The 16,227-nt window shown below is 45.2% G+C and carries 18 protein-coding genes; 13 read left to right on the forward strand and 5 right to left on the reverse strand.

All coding sequences use genetic code 11. The features are described from left to right. Nucleotides 1-99: 99 nt before the first annotated feature. Nucleotides 100-1,506 carry an oxygen-independent coproporphyrinogen III oxidase gene (gene hemN, locus EL216_RS09785; RefSeq protein WP_085391041.1) on the reverse strand — a complete coding sequence of 469 codons (1,407 nt, stop codon included), beginning with the start codon at nt 1,504-1,506 and terminating at the stop codon, nt 100-102. A gap of 154 nt (nt 1,507-1,660) precedes the next feature. Here hemN and fnr point away from each other — a divergent pair, with 154 nt between their 5' ends. Next, the gene (gene fnr, locus EL216_RS09790; RefSeq protein ID WP_085390998.1) at nt 1,661-2,395 is read left to right on the forward strand and encodes a fumarate/nitrate reduction transcriptional regulator Fnr; all 735 of its coding nucleotides are present in this window, start codon (nt 1,661-1,663) and stop codon (nt 2,393-2,395) included. Between the two features lie 67 nt (nt 2,396-2,462). Here fnr and EL216_RS09795 read toward each other — a convergent pair whose 3' ends face one another. Further along, a complete protein-coding gene (locus tag EL216_RS09795) occupies nt 2,463-3,413 on the reverse strand; it encodes a CysB family HTH-type transcriptional regulator (RefSeq protein WP_085390997.1) in 951 nt (316 codons plus the stop codon). A gap of 449 nt (nt 3,414-3,862) precedes the next feature. Between EL216_RS09795 and EL216_RS09800 the strand changes: the two genes are divergently transcribed. The 4 genes from EL216_RS09800 to apaG all read left to right on the forward strand — a co-directional run bounded on the left by EL216_RS09800 (nt 3,863) and on the right by apaG (nt 6,730). After that, nucleotides 3,863-4,606, forward strand: a complete 744-nt coding sequence (locus EL216_RS09800; protein ID WP_085390996.1) for an OmpA family protein — start codon at nt 3,863-3,865, stop codon at nt 4,604-4,606. A 287-nt stretch (nt 4,607-4,893) separates the two neighbouring features. Next, entirely contained in the window at nt 4,894-5,853 is a 960-nt protein-coding gene (thiL, locus tag EL216_RS09805; protein ID WP_085390995.1) for a thiamine-phosphate kinase, read from the forward strand. After that, nucleotides 5,846-6,334 (forward strand): phosphatidylglycerophosphatase A family protein, encoded by a 489-nt coding sequence (locus EL216_RS09810; protein ID WP_085390994.1) that lies wholly within the window; start codon nt 5,846-5,848, stop codon nt 6,332-6,334. Before thiL ends, EL216_RS09810 begins: the two co-directional genes overlap by 8 nt. 27 nt (nt 6,335-6,361) lie before the next feature. Further along, a complete protein-coding gene (apaG, locus tag EL216_RS09815) occupies nt 6,362-6,730 on the forward strand; it encodes a Co2+/Mg2+ efflux protein ApaG (protein ID WP_085390993.1) in 369 nt (122 codons plus the stop codon). 269 nt (nt 6,731-6,999) lie between these two features. Here apaG and rsmI read toward each other — a convergent pair whose 3' ends face one another. Beyond that, a complete protein-coding gene (gene rsmI / locus EL216_RS09820; RefSeq protein ID WP_085391040.1) occupies nt 7,000-7,869 on the reverse strand; it encodes a 16S rRNA (cytidine(1402)-2'-O)-methyltransferase in 870 nt (289 codons plus the stop codon). Between the two features lie 72 nt (nt 7,870-7,941). Here rsmI and EL216_RS09825 point away from each other — a divergent pair, with 72 nt between their 5' ends. The 6 genes from EL216_RS09825 to EL216_RS09850 all read left to right on the forward strand — a co-directional run bounded on the left by EL216_RS09825 (nt 7,942) and on the right by EL216_RS09850 (nt 11,661). After that, nucleotides 7,942-8,289: a YraN family protein gene (locus tag EL216_RS09825; RefSeq protein WP_085390992.1), complete on the forward strand. Its 348-nt coding sequence runs from the start codon at nt 7,942-7,944 to the stop codon at nt 8,287-8,289. Nucleotides 8,290-8,295: 6 nt separating this feature from the next. Further along, nucleotides 8,296-8,889, forward strand: a complete 594-nt coding sequence (locus EL216_RS09830; RefSeq protein ID WP_085390991.1) for a phosphoheptose isomerase — start codon at nt 8,296-8,298, stop codon at nt 8,887-8,889. A 150-nt stretch (nt 8,890-9,039) separates the two neighbouring features. Then, nucleotides 9,040-9,645 carry a BON domain-containing protein gene (locus tag EL216_RS09835; protein ID WP_085390990.1) on the forward strand — a complete coding sequence of 202 codons (606 nt, stop codon included), beginning with the start codon at nt 9,040-9,042 and terminating at the stop codon, nt 9,643-9,645. A gap of 86 nt (nt 9,646-9,731) precedes the next feature. After that, on the forward strand, nt 9,732-10,193 hold the full coding sequence (locus tag EL216_RS09840; protein WP_126300870.1) for a hypothetical protein: 462 nt from the start codon (nt 9,732-9,734) through the stop codon (nt 10,191-10,193). Nucleotides 10,194-10,311: 118 nt separating this feature from the next. Further along, a complete protein-coding gene (gene map, locus EL216_RS09845; protein WP_085390988.1) occupies nt 10,312-11,088 on the forward strand; it encodes a type I methionyl aminopeptidase in 777 nt (258 codons plus the stop codon). 276 nt (nt 11,089-11,364) lie between these two features. Then, nucleotides 11,365-11,661 carry a helix-turn-helix domain-containing protein gene (locus tag EL216_RS09850; protein ID WP_054599660.1) on the forward strand — a complete coding sequence of 99 codons (297 nt, stop codon included), beginning with the start codon at nt 11,365-11,367 and terminating at the stop codon, nt 11,659-11,661. Nucleotides 11,662-11,889: 228 nt separating this feature from the next. Here the strand turns inward: EL216_RS09850 and murI are convergent, their stop codons facing one another. After that, a complete protein-coding gene (gene murI / locus EL216_RS09855) occupies nt 11,890-12,699 on the reverse strand; it encodes a glutamate racemase (RefSeq protein WP_085391039.1) in 810 nt (269 codons plus the stop codon). 291 nt (nt 12,700-12,990) lie between these two features. Between murI and tsaE the strand changes: the two genes are divergently transcribed. Both tsaE and EL216_RS09865 read left to right on the forward strand, forming a co-directional pair. Further along, the gene (gene tsaE, locus EL216_RS09860; protein ID WP_085390987.1) at nt 12,991-13,464 is read left to right on the forward strand and encodes a tRNA (adenosine(37)-N6)-threonylcarbamoyltransferase complex ATPase subunit type 1 TsaE; all 474 of its coding nucleotides are present in this window, start codon (nt 12,991-12,993) and stop codon (nt 13,462-13,464) included. Then, entirely contained in the window at nt 13,452-14,750 is a 1,299-nt protein-coding gene (locus EL216_RS09865; RefSeq protein WP_085390986.1) for an N-acetylmuramoyl-L-alanine amidase, read from the forward strand. Before tsaE ends, EL216_RS09865 begins: the two co-directional genes overlap by 13 nt. A 333-nt stretch (nt 14,751-15,083) precedes the next feature. Here EL216_RS09865 and thrB read toward each other — a convergent pair whose 3' ends face one another. Then, complete coding sequence (gene thrB / locus EL216_RS09870) at nt 15,084-16,001, reverse strand: homoserine kinase (RefSeq protein WP_085390985.1); 918 nt, start codon at nt 15,999-16,001, stop codon at nt 15,084-15,086. Between the last annotated feature and the right edge of the window lie 226 nt (nt 16,002-16,227).

Raw genomic sequence — 16,227 nt, forward strand, 5'->3', positions numbered from 1 at the left:
AACGAGCAGGAGGTGTTTCGCCTACACATAATATACTGAGGCCGTCTGAAAATAGTAGTGCTTTGTTTTCAGACGGCCTGCTTGCTGAGGGCTGTTTCATTATACGGTTTTCGAATATTGCGCCGTAGTTTCTTTATGCCGCAGATGGTAGTCGAATACCATTGCAATGTTACGGATAAGGAAGCGGCCTTTTGGAGTTACCCGTAATCTTTTCGAAGTTAGGTGCAGCAGACCAAGTTCGGCCAGTTTTTGCAAATCGGCCAATTCGGTTTCGAAGTAACGAGCAAACGGAATGCCGAATACGCTTTCATACACTTGAAAATCCAATGAGAAACGGCACATCAAATCTTGAATAATATTGCGGCGCAGCAAGTCGTCACGATTCAATTGGTAGCCGCGCATTATCGGCAAATGCCCGGCATCGATGGCGGCGTAATAAGCATCGATATCGCGTTCGTTCTGAACGTAAGTTGTGCCGATTTTACCGATACTGGAAACGCCGATGGAAATCAAATCGCAGTCGGCATAGGTCGAATAGCCTTGGAAATTACGTTGCAACCATCCTTCTTTCAGAGCCAGAGCAAGCTCATCGTCCGGTTTGGCAAAATGATCCATGCCGATGAATACGTAGCCGCGTTCCGTGAGGGTTTGCACCGCATATTGCAGAATATCGAGCTTTTCTTCGCTATCCGGAACAGTTGCCGTATCAATGCGGCGTTGAGGTTTGAAAATATGCGGCAGATGGGCGTAGTGATACAGCGCAAGGCGGTCGGGATCGAGTGAGAGTACGGTTTCAATGGTCGGTTTGATACTTTCCAAAGATTGATGGGGTAGGCCGTAAATCAAATCGACACTTACGGATTTGAACCCTGCTTCCCTTGCTGCATCGATCACTTCGCGGGTTTCTTCAACAGTTTGGACACGGTTTACTGCTTTCTGTACTTTAGGATCGAAGTCTTGTATTCCGACACTCATACGGTTGAAACCCAGCTTACCCAAATGCAGCACGGTTTCCCGGCTGACCTTGCGAGGATCAATTTCAATCGAATACTCGCCGTTTGGAATCAACTGAAAATGTTGACGTATCAAGGCAAAGACACGTTCGATTTGGTTGTCGTTTAAAAACGTAGGTGTGCCGCCGCCGAAATGGATCTGGGCAAGTTGGTGGATGCTGTTCAAATGAGGAGCGAGCAGTGCCATTTCTTTGTCGAGATATTCTATATAAGCGTCAGCACGTAATTTGTCTTTTGTAATGATTTTGTTGCAACCGCAGTAGTAGCAAATAGTGTTACAAAAAGGAATATGGACGTAAAGAGAGAGCGGTTTATTGAGTGCCCCCATCCTGCGTAATTTCAAAGCATGAATATAATTGGCTTCGGTGAAGCCGTTATGAAAACGATCGGCAGTCGGATACGAAGTATAACGGGGGCCGCTGGAGGGCAGGGAAGCAATCAGTTTTCGGTCAAATTCAGGTTGTGTGTCATTTTGTATGGTAATGATTTTCATGATGTTTTGTTTGTTCTGTAATGAAATAGGCAAATTTGCCGTAAGTTTGGTAGAATAGCGATATTACGATCATCCCGCCTTGATGTTGGTCAATACTCAATACGCAGGGTCTAAGTATAAAAGTTGCTAATTATAATTAAAGGTGCTTAATCTTATGTCTGCACACACACCACAACATCAGATGAAAACGTTGTGTTCAAATTGTTCATTACGTGAATTATGCCTGCCGGTGGGTTTGATGCCGACAGAGTTTGCGCAATTAGACGCTGTTATCCGCCAAAGCCGCCGCTTGAAAAAAGGTGAGTATTTGTTCCGGGCGGGAGATCCGTTTGCATCGCTGTTTGCCATACGTACCGGTTTTTTCAAAACTACTGTGGCCAGTCAAGACGGACGTGATCAAGTAACCGGATTTTTCATGTCGGGAGAACTGATCGGCATGGACGGTATTTGTGCACATACGCACAGTTGTGATGCGGTCGCTTTGGAAGACAGCGAAGTGTGCGAGCTGCCGTTTTCACATATGGAACAATTGGGGCAGAACATTCCCAGCCTGCAAACCCACTTTTTCCGTTTAATGAGCCGTGAAATCGTGCGTGATCAGGGAGTAATGCTGTTATTGGGAAATATGCGTGCAGAAGAGAGGCTGGCGGCGTTTTTGTTGAATTTGTCCAACCGTCTCTATTCGCGCGGGTTTGCCGCCAATGATTTTATTTTGCGCATGTCGCGTGAAGAAATAGGAAGTTATTTAGGTTTGAAACTGGAAACAGTTAGCCGTACGTTGTCCAAATTCCACCATGAAGGCTTGATTTCGGTAGAACATAAACATATCAAGATTCTTGAACCGCAAGCATTGAAGAAAATGGTTTCCGGTTGTGAGCATGCCGTTTAAATGTTGCTGAAAGATGTTGAGGCCGTCTGAAAGAAATTCAGACGGCCTCAATTTTTGAAATACCGAATTAGATAGAGAAATCTTCTTCAATAGGCGCGTAAAGCATCTGATCGATCCGTTCACGTGTCAACTGAGGTGCAAACAGGCTGATGAAATCATAAATATAACCGCGGAGGTATGTATCGGAGCGTAAGGCGATGTAAGTAGAAGAAGTTCCAAATAAGTGGGCCGCATCAATCAGTTGTAAATCATGATCAGTTTGAGGGTCGTATGCCAGTTTCGCCATCAGTCCCACACCCAACCCTAATCTCACATAGGTTTTCAAGACATCGGTATCCGCAGACGAAAGCGCTATTTTAGGGAGTTTCAAATGGGCTTTTTGAAAAGCGCGAAAAATATTACTGTTGCTGTTCAAGGCAAATTCATAAGTTACTAAAGGATAGGCGGCTAAATCATTAATACTCAAAGGATGCCGGCAATCTAGTAGGGGATGGGTATGTGGGACGAGAATCGCATGAGTCCATTCGGAACAAGGCAGTTTGCGTAAGTCCGAATAGTCATCCAGAGGGATGGTAGCAATGGCAAAATCCGCGTCTCCGTTGCTGATCATTTGTGCGATGGTGTGTGTGCTGCCTTCCTTAATACTTAATTGTACTTTCGGATAGCGCTTCACAAATTCCGCTACAATTTTCGGCAAAGCATAGCGGGCTTGTGTGTGTGTAGTCGCAATAGTAAGCGAACCGCTGTCTTGACCGGTAAATTCGCTACCTATATTTTTGATATTCTGCACATCGCGTAGAATCCGTTCAGCAAGTTCCAATACTGCTTTACCAGGCTGTGAAACCGAAACTACACGTTTGCCGCTACGGATAAATATCTGTATACCTAATTCTTCTTCCAAAAGCCGGATTTGTTTTGAAATGCCCGGTTGGGAAGTAAACAGCGCTTCGGCAGCTTCCGATACATTTAGGTTTTGGCGGTATACTTCAAGGGCGTAGCGTAGTTGTTGTAATTTCATATGATAAGAACGGGAAGTGGTGTGTATTCTGTACGACAAGTCTTTTTTAAATGTAGCATAGATTGAAAAAAAAAGCCTTATTTGCAAATTTGCCCCAAGAAAACATTTGTTTTTTCAGGAACTATCTTTGTGAAGTATTAACAAAGCATTGAATGCTGTAAAAAGTTGTTGTTGCTTTTGTACAACGACCATGTAATAGGAAGTGGGTTTTGCTTGTAAATAAATGACACAGGATTGATTTTTCGGCATGATTCGTAATTAGGAAGCGGGCCGTTTATCCGTTGTGTGCGGGTAGTGTGCTATTGACAGTTTGCCCTTGGCTTCTTTATAGTGCAAACCTGAAATATCCTACTTGCCGCCGTTTTACAATAGTGGCCTGTATATTTGGTGATTTGTGGCGGTTGCGCTCTTGGTGCCCGTTGCATAACAATCTTTGATGAGGGAATAAAATGACCAAACAGCTGAAATTAAGCGCCTTGTTTGTTGCCTTAGTAGCTTCAGGCACTGCAATGGCCAGCGAACCGCATACTAAACACGGTTACACCGTTAGCAGCAAGTCACAAACAGTTGTTCGCAACAACTATGGTGAGTGCTGGAAAAATACTTATTTCGACAAAGCCACTCAGGGCCGTATTGAGTGTGGTGATGCTGTGGCGGTGGAAACTGCTCCTCAATTTGCTGAAGAAACCGTTTCTCTGTCTGCTAAGACTTTATTTGGTTTCGATAAGGATAATCTGCGTCCTGAAGGTGCCGAAACTCTGAATGCCTTGGCTCAACGTTTGAGCAACACTAATGTAGACGGTGTACGTGTTGAAGGTCATACCGACTTCATGGGTTCAGAAGAATACAACCAAGCTTTGTCTGAGCGTCGCGCAAATACTGTAGCTAACTACTTGGTTGGCCAAGGTGTTGCTTCTAACAAGATTTCTGCTGCCGGTTTGGGTGAGTCTCAAGCTCGTATGACTGCCACTTGTGAAGCTGAAGTAGCCAATTTGGGTAAAAAAGTTTCTAAAGCTAAGAAACGCGCAGCTCTGATCGCATGTATCGAACCTGATCGTCGTGTAGATGTTAAGATTCGTACTTTAGTAACCAAACAAATTGCTCCTGGTCATGTTGAAGGTGAGCGCCCTGCTGTTGATGAAGGTTGGATTCCAGGTCCGGCTTCTCAAATTCACGGTTATACCCGTCCTTAATCAACAGATTATTTGGATTTGAAAACCCCGCTTGATAGCGGGGTTTTTATTGTTTTTTCGACATTAAGATTACTTTTCGACGGTTAGAGATGAAGTCGAATGGCAATATATACAGCATCAGCATGGTTTTAGTAAGCAAGATAAGGTTTGAAATAACACACTAGATAATCCGGTGTTGTTGTGAAAATATAATAGGCTACGCAATATGGCGCGATATTCTCTTCTCTCAGGTCATTTGGATGATTTCGCTATATAATGTGTGCCTCTCTTTTTCCAAACGGCCTCTGATGACTGAATTTGATTTTATCCGCCGTTATTTACAAAAGCAGCAATCTGATTCGGAAGTGTTGCTGGGTATCGGCGATGATGCAGCTGTTATCCGCCCCAGAGCAGGGTTTGATTTATGTTTCAGTAGTGATATGTTTCTGAAAAATAGGCATTTTTTTGAAAATGTCCACCCCGCTGACTTGGCATACAAGGTATTGGCCGTTAATATTTCCGATATGGCAGCAATGGGAGCCAAACCTCGTTGGATATTATTAAGTGCCGGCTTGCCTGATTTGCAGGAAAATTGGTTGGAGGATTTCTGTACCAGTTTGTTTTCTCTGGCACGGCGATTTGGCATTACGCTGATTGGCGGGGATACAACCAAAGGCGATATGGTTTTTAATATAACGATCATCGGTGAATTGCCTCAGGGAAAGGCTTTACGGCGTGATGCTGCACGAGACGGCGACGATATATGGGTTTCCGGGCAAGTAGGGTTGGCAGCAGCAGCGTTAAACCATCATTGGCAGCTTTTAAAATTGCCTTCCGATATACTGGAAATTTGTGAACAAGCTCGCCTGCGTCCGAAGCCTCGGGTTGCTTTAGGGCAGTTATTGTTGCCGTTTGCCCACGCTGCGCAAGATATTTCAGATGGCCTGGCTCAAGATTTAGGGCATATTTTGAAGGCTTCGGCTATGGGGGCGGAAATTTTTGTGGAGCAACTGCCTACCTTGCCGCAATTGCGTGGGATATTGCCTGAAAAACAACTATACGATTGTCTGCTGGCGGGTGGAGATGATTATGAACTGGTGTTTACTGTACCGGAAAGCCAACGTGAGGCGGTAATGAAAGCCGGCAAAATAAGTAATACGCCTGTTTGCCGTATCGGTAAAATTAATCGTTCGGGCCGTCTGAAAATGACTTTGGCAGATAGTTCAGAATTACATTTAAATTCTTTAGGTTTCGATCATTTTGGCTGACTTTAAACCAACTTTTTCATGGCTGAAACAGCGGCCTTTGTGCATGCTCGGTTTTGGTTTTGGCTGCGGGCTGGCTCCGGTAGCACCGGGTACATTTGGTACGCTGCCTGCTTTGCCGATGGCGTTTGTATTGTATCTGGCCGGTATTTCCGGCTGGTGGTTGGCTGCTTTGTGTGTAATATTGTTTGTATGGGGTGTGAGAATTTGCAGCTATACCGAACATGAGCTGGGTATTCAGGATTACGGCGGCATCGTATGGGATGAGATTGTCGCCATGCTGTTTGTGTTGGCTTTTGTGCCTTTCAAGTGGGGCTGGTGGTTGGCGGCCTTTGTTCTGTTCAGGCTGTTTGATGCATTGAAGCCTTGGCCGATTAAATGGTTTGATTTGCGTGTGCACGGTGGTTTGGGCATTATGTTGGATGATGTGATTGCTGCCTTGTTTACACTGGCGGTCTTGAAGATAATTGGGTTATTGATATAGGCCGTCTGAATCGATAGGGAAAGAGTAATGGAAGAAATCGAAATTATTGTAGAACCGTGTTTTTTAGCAGAGCAAAGTAATGTTGCTAAAGACCGTTACGTGTTCAGCTATGATATTACCATTCATAACCATAGTGATGATGTTGTTACTTTGCGGAACCGTCATTGGGAAATTACCGATGCGCATGGGGAAGTGGAAAAGGTATCAGGTGTCGGCGTGGTTGGTGAGCAGCCAGTACTGTATCCGGGTGAACATTATCATTACAGCAGCGGGGCACATCTGGCCACTCCGTGGGGCTGTATGGAAGGCAGTTATGAGTTTGAAGACAGCTATGGCGACCGTTTTTGTGTGCCTATTCCCCGATTTGATTTAAAAGCGGATTTTACTTTGCATTAAAAATAGGGTGCGCCGATTCGATTGCTTATGCCAATACAGGCCGTTTGAATCTTTGAACCGGCTTTTTAAATTTTGAATACGGTTGAATTATTCGAGCAGTTATAAAAGACCGAGCTCTGTAAGTTACGGAGCCCGGTCTTTCCAATTTCAAATCACACTCTTATTAAGTTGAGGGTAGAGTGCTTAACTTTTAGGGTGCAGCTTAATTAGGATGCAGCTTAATGTTTTCAGACAGCCTGCCGGTTTGAAAACATGAAATATGCTTTTGCTTATTTCCAAGTTAACGCCAAGTCATATAAAGCCTTTTTACTTTCTCCGGTAATCTTTGCCGCTAAATCCGCCGCTTGTTTGGTCGGCAGGTCCGCCGCCAGCACTTTCATTACCTTTTGTGCCGAATCGGGCAGTTCGCTGTGTTTTTCGCGAATGGCTGGATGCAGCACTAAAACCATCTCGCCGCGGCTTTGGTTGCTGTCGTTTTTTAAGGCCGTCTGAATGTCAACAACGCTACCGGTTAGAAAAGTTTCGAAAGTCTTGGAAATTTCCCGTGCCAGTATCAACCGGCGTTCAGGAAAGAGCGAAGCCATGTCGAAAAGTGTGGCTTCAATGCGGTGAGGCGTTTCAAACATTACCACTGGGAAATCGGCATCTGCCCATGAGGCCAGCAATTTTTGCCGTTCGCCTGCTTTTGCCGGCAGGAAGCCATTGAAGTAGAAGTTGGGTTCGGTAACGCCTGCCACGCTTAAGGCTCCTATTACTGCGCTGGCTCCGACTACGGGAACCACACGGAATCCGGCTTCCCGCACACGGGCGGCGAGTTTCGCACCGGGATCGCATACGGCGGGCGTGCCGGCATCGGATACTTGGGCGACAATCAGGCCGTCTGAAAGCGCACCAATGATTTTGCCCGCCATTTGCTGCTCGTTGTGCTCGCGTACGCTCACCAGCTTGGCCTGTATGCCGTATGCGCTCAGTAATTGGGCGGTTACGCGGGTGTCTTCCGCACAAATGATGTCGGCACGGTGCAATACGGCTAATGCACGAAGGGTAATGTCGGCCAAATTGCCGATGGGTGTGGCTACAACGTATAATGTTTGCGCCGCGATACTGTCGCAGGCTTTTTGATAATGTTTTTGCATCATAAAAATCATTCGGGCCGTCTGAAAACGGCGGATGGATAAATTTAAAACGGCATTATAACGGGGTTAGATAATATGCGCTTAAACCACGGCAGCGGTGCGGCAGGAGAAGATGCCGCACTGGTATTCCTGCAAAAACAAGGCTGCAAACTGCTGGCACGTAATTGGCATTGTCCGTACGGTGAAATTGATTTGATAGTCAAAAATGGCAGCATGATTCTGTTTGTTGAAGTAAAATACCGTCGGCACGGCAGCTTCGGAGGCGCAGTATACGGTATCACGCCGTCCAAACTTTTAAAGCTGAAAAGAAGTGCGGAACATTATTTGCAACAAAACAGTCTGAATCACGTTCCCTGCCGTTTAGATGCTGTGCTGATTCAGGGAAAAGAAGCCCCATATTGGGTGCAGAACATCACAGGGTAACCTCACATGACAACTTTACAAGAGCGCGTAGCTGCACATTTCACTCAAAGCATTGAAGCCAAACAACAAGCTGCCGATATTCTAAATGAACCCACCGCGCAAGCTGCCGAGCTGATGCTGCAATGCCTGATGAACGACGGTAAAATTTTAGCTTGTGGTAACGGTGGTTCGGCTGCCGATGCGCAACACTTTGCCGCAGAGATGACCGGCCGGTTTGAAAAAGAACGCATGGAATTAGCTGCGGTGGCTTTAACCACCGATACTTCCGCACTTACCGCCATCGGTAACGACTACGGTTTCGATCATGTATTCAGCAAGCAGGTGCGGGCGTTGGGGCGAGCGGGCGATATATTGATCGGTATTTCCACTTCGGGCAATTCGGCCAATGTTATCGAGGCCATTCATGCTGCTCACGAACGCGATATGCATGTGATTGCACTGACCGGTCGCGACGGTGGAAAAATCGCTGCTCTGCTGAAAGACAGCGATATTTTATTGAATGTGCCGCATCGACGTACTGCCCGTATTCAGGAAGTCCATATTTTGTTGATTCATGCATTGTGCGATTGCATTGATTCCATGTTGCTCGAAGGCATGTAACCTTTGAGTTGCTGGTATCAGCCAATAATCAAGCGGTATGCATACTTGAAAATACTTATGACATAATGTGTTCGCGGTATTTATACGCGCTTTTCAGACGGCCTCTACCATGCTAACGGCCGTCCGCAACATACATCGAAAGGACGTTTTATGAACATCAAACAATACGCTAAAACCCTGATTGCTGCCGGTATTCTTGCTACGACATTAAGCGGTTGTGTGGGCGCAATTTTGGGTGGTGCGGCTGTAGGCGGGGCGGCCGCGATTGACCGTCGCAGTGCAGGCGCACAGGCTGATGATAATGTAATGGAAGTCCGTATCAAACATACGGCTTTGAGTTATCTTCGCCAAAACAGTAAAGCTACAGGTTTCGAGCCGAAATTGGCCGTGGTCAGCTATAACCGCCATATCCTGCTTTTGGGCCATGTGGCTACTGAAGGAGAAAAAGCGTTTGTCGAACAAGTGGCCCGTTCAGAGCAGTCGGCACAAGAAGTTTACAATTACATCAATGTAGGCACTCAACAGCGTACATTCGGCAATGTTACCGATGATACTTGGAGCACTTCCAAAGTGCGAACTACCCTTCTGGGCGTTCAGGGTGTGATTCCCAGCCGTGTGAAAATCGTTACTTATGACGGCGTAACCTATGTAATGGGGATTCTTTCTCCGGCGGAGCAAGCTGCCATTACCGAGCGTGTCAGCACCACGTCAGGTGTCAAAAAAGTTGTTACCCTTTACCAAAACTACAATAACTAAGTACAAATGGGCCGTCTGAAAACACAGTTTGTATCGTTTTCAGACGGCCTTAGGAATTTCGACAAAACCATATGGATGATAACAATATGCCTGCCAAAAAAGGTTTCAACCTCAAACCCAAGCACTTGCTAATGGCGGTATTTGTATTGACGGCTGTCGCCGTAGGCAGCTTGATTGTAGGTATTCTCCAAACTATGAAAAAACCCGCAGAGGCATCGGTTTCCGCTCCGGCACCACAAGTAGAAAATACAGTGGAAGTATGGTCTCCCCGCGGTGCATCGTCTACTATAGCTGCGGTATCGCAGCAGGTCGTAGTTGCCCAAGCATCCGCGCCGGAGGAGGTGGCTGCTTCGGAAGCTCAAGCGGCTTCTCAAAATGAAGATGAAACCGGTGAAACTAATCTTACGATAGCTGCGGCTTCGGCAGCTGAAGCCGCAGCAAATACAGAAACACCGATACTTCCAAAATCCACGGAAGAGCAGCGTTCGCACAACACACAGCCGAAATCAAAATCCAAACCGAAAGAAGTGATAGACAACTTGTTTTAACGGCTTTGCATCGCTATCTTGACTTAAATCATCTTAACTCTTTATACCGTTTCAGACGGCCTTTCGGAAAAAATGCGAAAGGCCGTCTGAACGCACCGACACGAATCGAAGGATATTTATGGCAGTTATCATCAAAACCCCCGAAGAAATCGAAAAAATGCGCGAGCTGGGCCGCTTGGCAGCCGAAGCATTGGATTATATCGGCCAATTCGTTAAACCCGGTGTTACTACCAATGAGTTGGACAAATTAATCCACGATTATCATATCGACGTTCAAGGCGGCTATCCGGCTCCGTTGCATTATGGCAACCCTCCTTATCCCAAATCGTGCTGCACCTCCGTCAACCATGTTATTTGTCACGGTATTCCGGATGACAAACCGTTGAAAAACGGTGACATCATCAATATTGACGTTACCATTAAGAAAGACGGTTTTCACGGTGATTCAAGCCGAATGTTTGCAGTAGGGCAAATCAGCCCGCAGGCACAACGCTTAATAGATGTTACCCATGCTTCCATGATGGCCGGTATAGAAGCAGTGAAGCCCGGTGCAACCTTGGGGGATGTAGGTTATGCCTGTCAGCAGGTTGCTGAAAATGCGGGTTATTCGGTAGTACAGGAATTCTGTGGGCACGGCATCGGTCATGATTTCCATGAAGAGCCGCAAGTGTTGCATTATGGCAAAAAAGGACAAGGGTTAGTATTGAAGCCGGGTATGATTTTTACAGTAGAACCCATGATCAACCAAGGTAAACGTCATCTGCGTATTTTGGCTGATGGATGGACGGTAGTTACTAAAGATCGCTCTTTATCTGCCCAATGGGAACATGAAGTTTTGGTTACCGAAACAGGCTATGAAATTCTTACAATTAGCCCTGAAACAGGTAAACCCTGATTTTGTTACGTTTTTTTATGTAAAAATTTTTCAACTAGAATCTTTGCTTTAAAAAATAACTGATTGTTTTTTAATGATTATATAAATAGGATGTTACGTTTATCGGAATAATTGACCGCTTGATGGAAAATAAAATAAAACTTATCCTGATTCTGCTGTCTAAGCGATTATGCTTATTTGTTCATAATATTCTCACTGTGGGTATTATTTCGGAGTAATATTATGTTCGGATAAGTGATTTGCCAGATTGAGCTTTAAAACAGAGAAGGGAATTTCATGAAGTCGTTCGAGAAAATCGAAAATATCCGCGATATCCGCAAAAAACTCGGTTTAAACCAAATGGACTTTTGGAGCCGTATCGGTGTTACCCAATCAGGTGGTTCACGTTACGAGTCAGGCCGCAACATGCCCAAGCCGGTACGCGAATTGCTCCGTTTGGTACATATCGAGAAAATTGACTTGGCAAAGGTAAACCGCGACGACCTCGCGATTGCTTCGCTGCTGAAAAGCCGCCAGCCGGATTTATATGCCTCTTTGAAAAAAGAAGCCAAAGCCGAAGCGAAAAACAAATGAGCCAAGACCGAACGGCTGCCCGTTAATCAATAACGGGCAGCTTTCTTTTGACCGTCTGAAAGTCATCTAAAAAATTTGAAAAGAAAACCTTAAAAATTTTATAGCATATTTATGGGATTTTGAAACTGCTTACGGTCTTGCTTTTCAAACACCACAAGCAGCTTTAAGGTTCTATATCCGGTAGATCCAATTTATTTGTTCGATAAAAAAACGAAAGAACAAATGTTGTTAGCCCAGAGACAACATTTCAATCTGTTCCATACTGCGGCCCAGAAAACGCTCGCCGATGGTGCGGAATCGCAAAGGAATATCGCTCACATAAAAGCGATAATCGGCAGAGGCATTGTCGGTATTCAACAAATCGGCTTCGGCCAAAGCGTTCGCCGTGGCCTCTGCGGTTGTGATTGCGGAATCCACCAATGCCACGCCTGGAGCCTCTTCGCGGAATAAAGGTTTTAGCAACGGGTAATGCGTACATCCTAAGACCAACGTATCAATATCATCGGCCAGCAGCGGTTTGAGATATTCACGGGCAGTCAAGCGGGTTACTTCATGGTCAAGCCAACCTTCTTCCACCAAGGGTACCAACAAAGGGCAGGCTTGCGACTGTACCCGAGCATTAGGGTTGCGGCTGTGGATGGCACGGGCATAAGCATTGCTGTTAACCGTAGTGCTGGTAGCAATAATGCCGATATGGCCGTTTCGTGTGGTTTGTAATGCGGCTTCGGCACCGGCGGTAATCACATCAAGTACCGGCATGTTGCCCGCTATTGTCCGCACTTTATGGCCGGCTACCGCCGCGATGGTATTGCAGGCAATTATCAGCGCTTTAACATCATTTTGTAGCATAAAATCAACAATTTGAGAGGTGAAAGTCTCAATGGTTGCACGGGATTTTACACCATACGGTACGCGGGCGGTGTCGCCGAAATAAACAATGTTTTCCATCGGCAGGCGTTCCATTAGGGCGCGTACATTAGTCAAGCCGCCTACGCCGGAGTCAAAAACCCCGATGGGGCGCTGTTTGGTGTCGTTCATAGTCATTTTGAAATTGAGGCCGCCTGAAAAGATTTCAGACGGCATATATTCGAAGAAAACCGATATTGTACACCGTTTCAGACGGCCTAGAGATGCCTGTATTCGTTGTATCTTTGACTTAATTCGCACTTAAGAGCAAAGATTTGGATTTGAGTTCTGCAACGACGGTGTTTCGGTAAAGCTAAGTTATAGCATGTATCAAATTTCATGCGATTTATCAGCAGATAAGGTTTGCAAAGCAAGATAATTGCCGCATAATTCAAATTTGATTATCATTCTAAGGGGCTGTATATGACCCAAAATACCCAGCTAACACGTTTTTTGCCCGACGAAGAGACTACCCTGCGATTAGGCAGTAGTTGGGCAGGTACTATCATGGCACCTTTGGTAATTTATCTGCAAGGTGATTTAGGAGCAGGGAAAACGACGTTTACTCGCGGATTATTGCAAGGTATGGGTTATAAAGGTGCCGTAAAGAGCCCGACTTATACTATCGTCGAATCTTATCCGTTGCCCAAATTTACCTTACTGCATCATTTTGACCTCTATCGTTTTGCTACGCCTGAAGAATGGGAAGATGCCGGTTTGGATGATCTTTTTGCCGGCAACTGCCTATGTTTGATCGAATGGCCCCAACAAGGCGGAACTTTTGTGCCGCCGGCTGACCTTACCGTTAAACTCGAAAATGCCGAATCAGGCCGTATGTGTACTCTTACCGCCCATACAGACAGGGGCAGAAAAAGTTTAGAAACATGGTTAAATTAACACGTCGCCAAATTGTCCGCCGTGCAGCAGGTTTGTTATTCACTTTGACGCCCATCAGCGTGCTCGCTAAAGTTGCTGCCTTCCCCCAATTCGTTGCCGTACGTATCTGGCCCGCCAATGCCTATACCCGTATCACGTTGGAATCCTCCCAAGCCCTGAAATACAAACATTTTGCACTTGAAAATCCCTCACGGTTGGTGGTGGATATTGAAGGTGCTACGCTTAATAGCGTTTTGCAAAGTATGACGGGGAAAGTTCAGCGCAATGACCCTTATATACGTGCCATTCGTGTCGGTCAGAATACTTCTACCACTGTGCGCGTGGTTATCGATTTAAAGCAATCTGCCAATCCGCAAGTTTTCACTCTTGCTCCTGTGGCTAATTTCCGACACCGTTTGGTTATGGATCTTTACCCTTCGGCTGCCACGGCGTTGGCTGCCGAATCGGATGACCCTCTGATGGCATTGCTGAACGACTACTCCAAAGGCAAAATCCGCAGCGATGGTACTGGCAGCAGTTCTACTCCTCCTGTGCGTGAGCGCAAACCGACTATTATCGACGATACTCCGCTTCCTTCATCGCCGCGCCGTCAAGACCGCCGCCCGATTATTGTGCTGGACCCCGGTCATGGCGGGGAAGACCCCGGTGCTATCAGCCCTCGGGGGATACGCGAAAAAGACGTAGTATTGTCTATCGCACGTGAGGCCAAAAAACGCCTTGATGCAATGGGCTATAAAACTTATATGACCCGTAATGAAGACGTATTCATCCCTCTGGGTGTGCGCGTTGCCAAGGCCCGTTCGCTCAAGGCCGATTTGTTCATTTCTATTCATGCAGACTCTTTTACCAACCCTACTGCACGCGGTACAGGTGTATATGCGTTGAGTACACGCGGAGCTACCAGTGCGGCAGCCAAATTTTTGGCTCAAACTCAGAATAGTGCCGATTCAATTGGCGGAGTACAGAAAGTCGGTAACCGTACGGTGGATAATGCCATCCTTGACATGACCCAAACCGCCACTATTAAAGACAGTATGGTGTTAGGCGGCCATGTATTGAATGAGCTGGGTAAGCTGAATAAATTGCATAAAGGCCGTGTTGATCAGGCCAATTTTGCTGTTTTAAAAGCACCTGATATTCCGTCGATTTTGGTTGAAACCGCCTTCTTATCGAATCCTACTGAGGAACGGTTGCTTGCCAGCTCATCGTTCCGCCAAAAAAGTGCGCAAGCCATTGCGAATGGTGTCAAAACCTATCTCAATAATGCTATTTTGGCACGCCGCTAAATATTCAGACGGCCTTCATTGATTTTGAAGGCCGTCTGAATATTTCGATAGTTAATCTCAGAGCAAAAGGCAGGTGTGTACCATATCTAATCGTTTTGACTTCATTGCTTTCATACAGACTTTCACAGAAGTGGTTTTTTACTGGGAAAATCCCTGCTATCTGTAGAAGCTTTCTGGTATGGAAACGGTTATTTTAATTAATGTTAACCGAATCTCCTTAAATTTTGATAGCTTGTAATTGTTTGTTAAAGGCTGAGTATGGTTCAAGTCAGCACAAAGGCCGTCTGAAATGTTTTCAGACGGCCTTTGTGCTGCTTTTACCAGCCTGCTTCTTCAGCGCAAACTTAAAAGTAAATTGCGGAATGTATTTGGGTCTTTAATAAAGGTTATTTCACCTTTTTGAGGAAAGTGAAAATCCAATAGACGAGATACCCAAAAACGTATGCAACCCGCACGTTGGGCAATTGGATAGTAGTCTTTTTCATCATTACTCAAAGGGCGCACACTTTCATAGCCTGCGATAAATGATTTTTCCAAAATTGGATCCAATTTATTATCAGCAGTTCTAGCCCAATCGTTGACAGCAATAGCTAAGTCATACATAAAGTTACCGTTGCAAGCATAATAAAAATCGATAAAGCCGGCTACTTGGTCTCCGTCCAATAACACATTATCTTTAAATAAATCAGCATGTATGATACCGGAAGGCAAATGATCATCAGGATTATTATCCAGATAAGCAATTTCATTTTCCAGTAGAATAGCATCATCTTTATCAAGTAACGGCAATAGCTTAACGTAAGCCTCATGCCACCATTTACTATAACGGGGATTGTCCATTTGCAGAGGGAAACTTTGTCCAGCCAGATGCATTTTGGCCAGCATCCCCCCTGTATGGAAACATTGGTTTTCAGTCGGCCAGCTGGTGTCAGAACCTTTCAAGCGGGTTACGATACATGCAGGCTTCCCTGCCAGTGTTGAATCAAAGCGGCCGTCTTTGCGGGAAACGGGGGAGGGGCAGGCTACACCGTTGTCGCTTAAGTGTTGTTTCAGCAGTAAAAAGAAAGCCAGTTCTTCTTGTTTCAATACTTCAAAAACAGTTAAAACAAAACGCCCTGCGGTTGTAGTTAAAAAGTAGTTACTATTGGTAATTCCTTGTGCAATGCCTTGTAGAGAAACAAAATTGCCTAAGTCGTATTCCATTAGAAACTGATGCAGTTCATCATTAGAAATACTGGTATAAACAGACATAATATTAAGATTACTGTAAAAAAATTAAACCGCATCATATCAAACAATATGCGCGGATTGTTGGTAAATATATTTGAGCAGAGAGTGGTAAATTTAATTGAAAGAATAATTGAGAATAATAGCAGGAGCTGAAAAGCAGTAAATACAGCAAACGAAGTGTAATTAAATTTTAAATAAAAACATGTATATAGTAATTTTTATTTAAAATTTTTTCACCAGAGAGTTG

This window comes from Neisseria animaloris, from assembly GCF_900637855.1.
Lineage (GTDB): Bacteria > Pseudomonadota > Gammaproteobacteria > Burkholderiales > Neisseriaceae > Neisseria > Neisseria animaloris.

What these genes read in the sequence shown, in the direction of transcription:
- hemN (WP_085391041.1), bottom strand. Translation starts at nt 1,506, where the DNA reads ATGAAAATCATTACCATACAAAATGACACACAACCTGAATTTGACCGA.
- fnr (WP_085390998.1), top strand. Translation starts at nt 1,661, where the DNA reads ATGTCTGCACACACACCACAACATCAGATGAAAACGTTGTGTTCAAAT.
- EL216_RS09795 (WP_085390997.1), bottom strand. Translation starts at nt 3,413, where the DNA reads ATGAAATTACAACAACTACGCTACGCCCTTGAAGTATACCGCCAAAAC.
- EL216_RS09800 (WP_085390996.1), top strand. Translation starts at nt 3,863, where the DNA reads ATGACCAAACAGCTGAAATTAAGCGCCTTGTTTGTTGCCTTAGTAGCT.
- thiL (WP_085390995.1), top strand. Translation starts at nt 4,894, where the DNA reads ATGACTGAATTTGATTTTATCCGCCGTTATTTACAAAAGCAGCAATCT.
- apaG (WP_085390993.1), top strand. Translation starts at nt 6,362, where the DNA reads ATGGAAGAAATCGAAATTATTGTAGAACCGTGTTTTTTAGCAGAGCAA.
- rsmI (WP_085391040.1), bottom strand. Translation starts at nt 7,869, where the DNA reads ATGATGCAAAAACATTATCAAAAAGCCTGCGACAGTATCGCGGCGCAA.
- EL216_RS09825 (WP_085390992.1), top strand. Translation starts at nt 7,942, where the DNA reads ATGCGCTTAAACCACGGCAGCGGTGCGGCAGGAGAAGATGCCGCACTG.
- EL216_RS09830 (WP_085390991.1), top strand. Translation starts at nt 8,296, where the DNA reads ATGACAACTTTACAAGAGCGCGTAGCTGCACATTTCACTCAAAGCATT.
- EL216_RS09835 (WP_085390990.1), top strand. Translation starts at nt 9,040, where the DNA reads ATGAACATCAAACAATACGCTAAAACCCTGATTGCTGCCGGTATTCTT.
- EL216_RS09840 (WP_126300870.1), top strand. Translation starts at nt 9,732, where the DNA reads ATGCCTGCCAAAAAAGGTTTCAACCTCAAACCCAAGCACTTGCTAATG.
- map (WP_085390988.1), top strand. Translation starts at nt 10,312, where the DNA reads ATGGCAGTTATCATCAAAACCCCCGAAGAAATCGAAAAAATGCGCGAG.
- EL216_RS09850 (WP_054599660.1), top strand. Translation starts at nt 11,365, where the DNA reads ATGAAGTCGTTCGAGAAAATCGAAAATATCCGCGATATCCGCAAAAAA.
- murI (WP_085391039.1), bottom strand. Translation starts at nt 12,699, where the DNA reads ATGAACGACACCAAACAGCGCCCCATCGGGGTTTTTGACTCCGGCGTA.
- tsaE (WP_085390987.1), top strand. Translation starts at nt 12,991, where the DNA reads ATGACCCAAAATACCCAGCTAACACGTTTTTTGCCCGACGAAGAGACT.
- EL216_RS09865 (WP_085390986.1), top strand. Translation starts at nt 13,452, where the DNA reads ATGGTTAAATTAACACGTCGCCAAATTGTCCGCCGTGCAGCAGGTTTG.
- thrB (WP_085390985.1), bottom strand. Translation starts at nt 16,001, where the DNA reads ATGTCTGTTTATACCAGTATTTCTAATGATGAACTGCATCAGTTTCTA.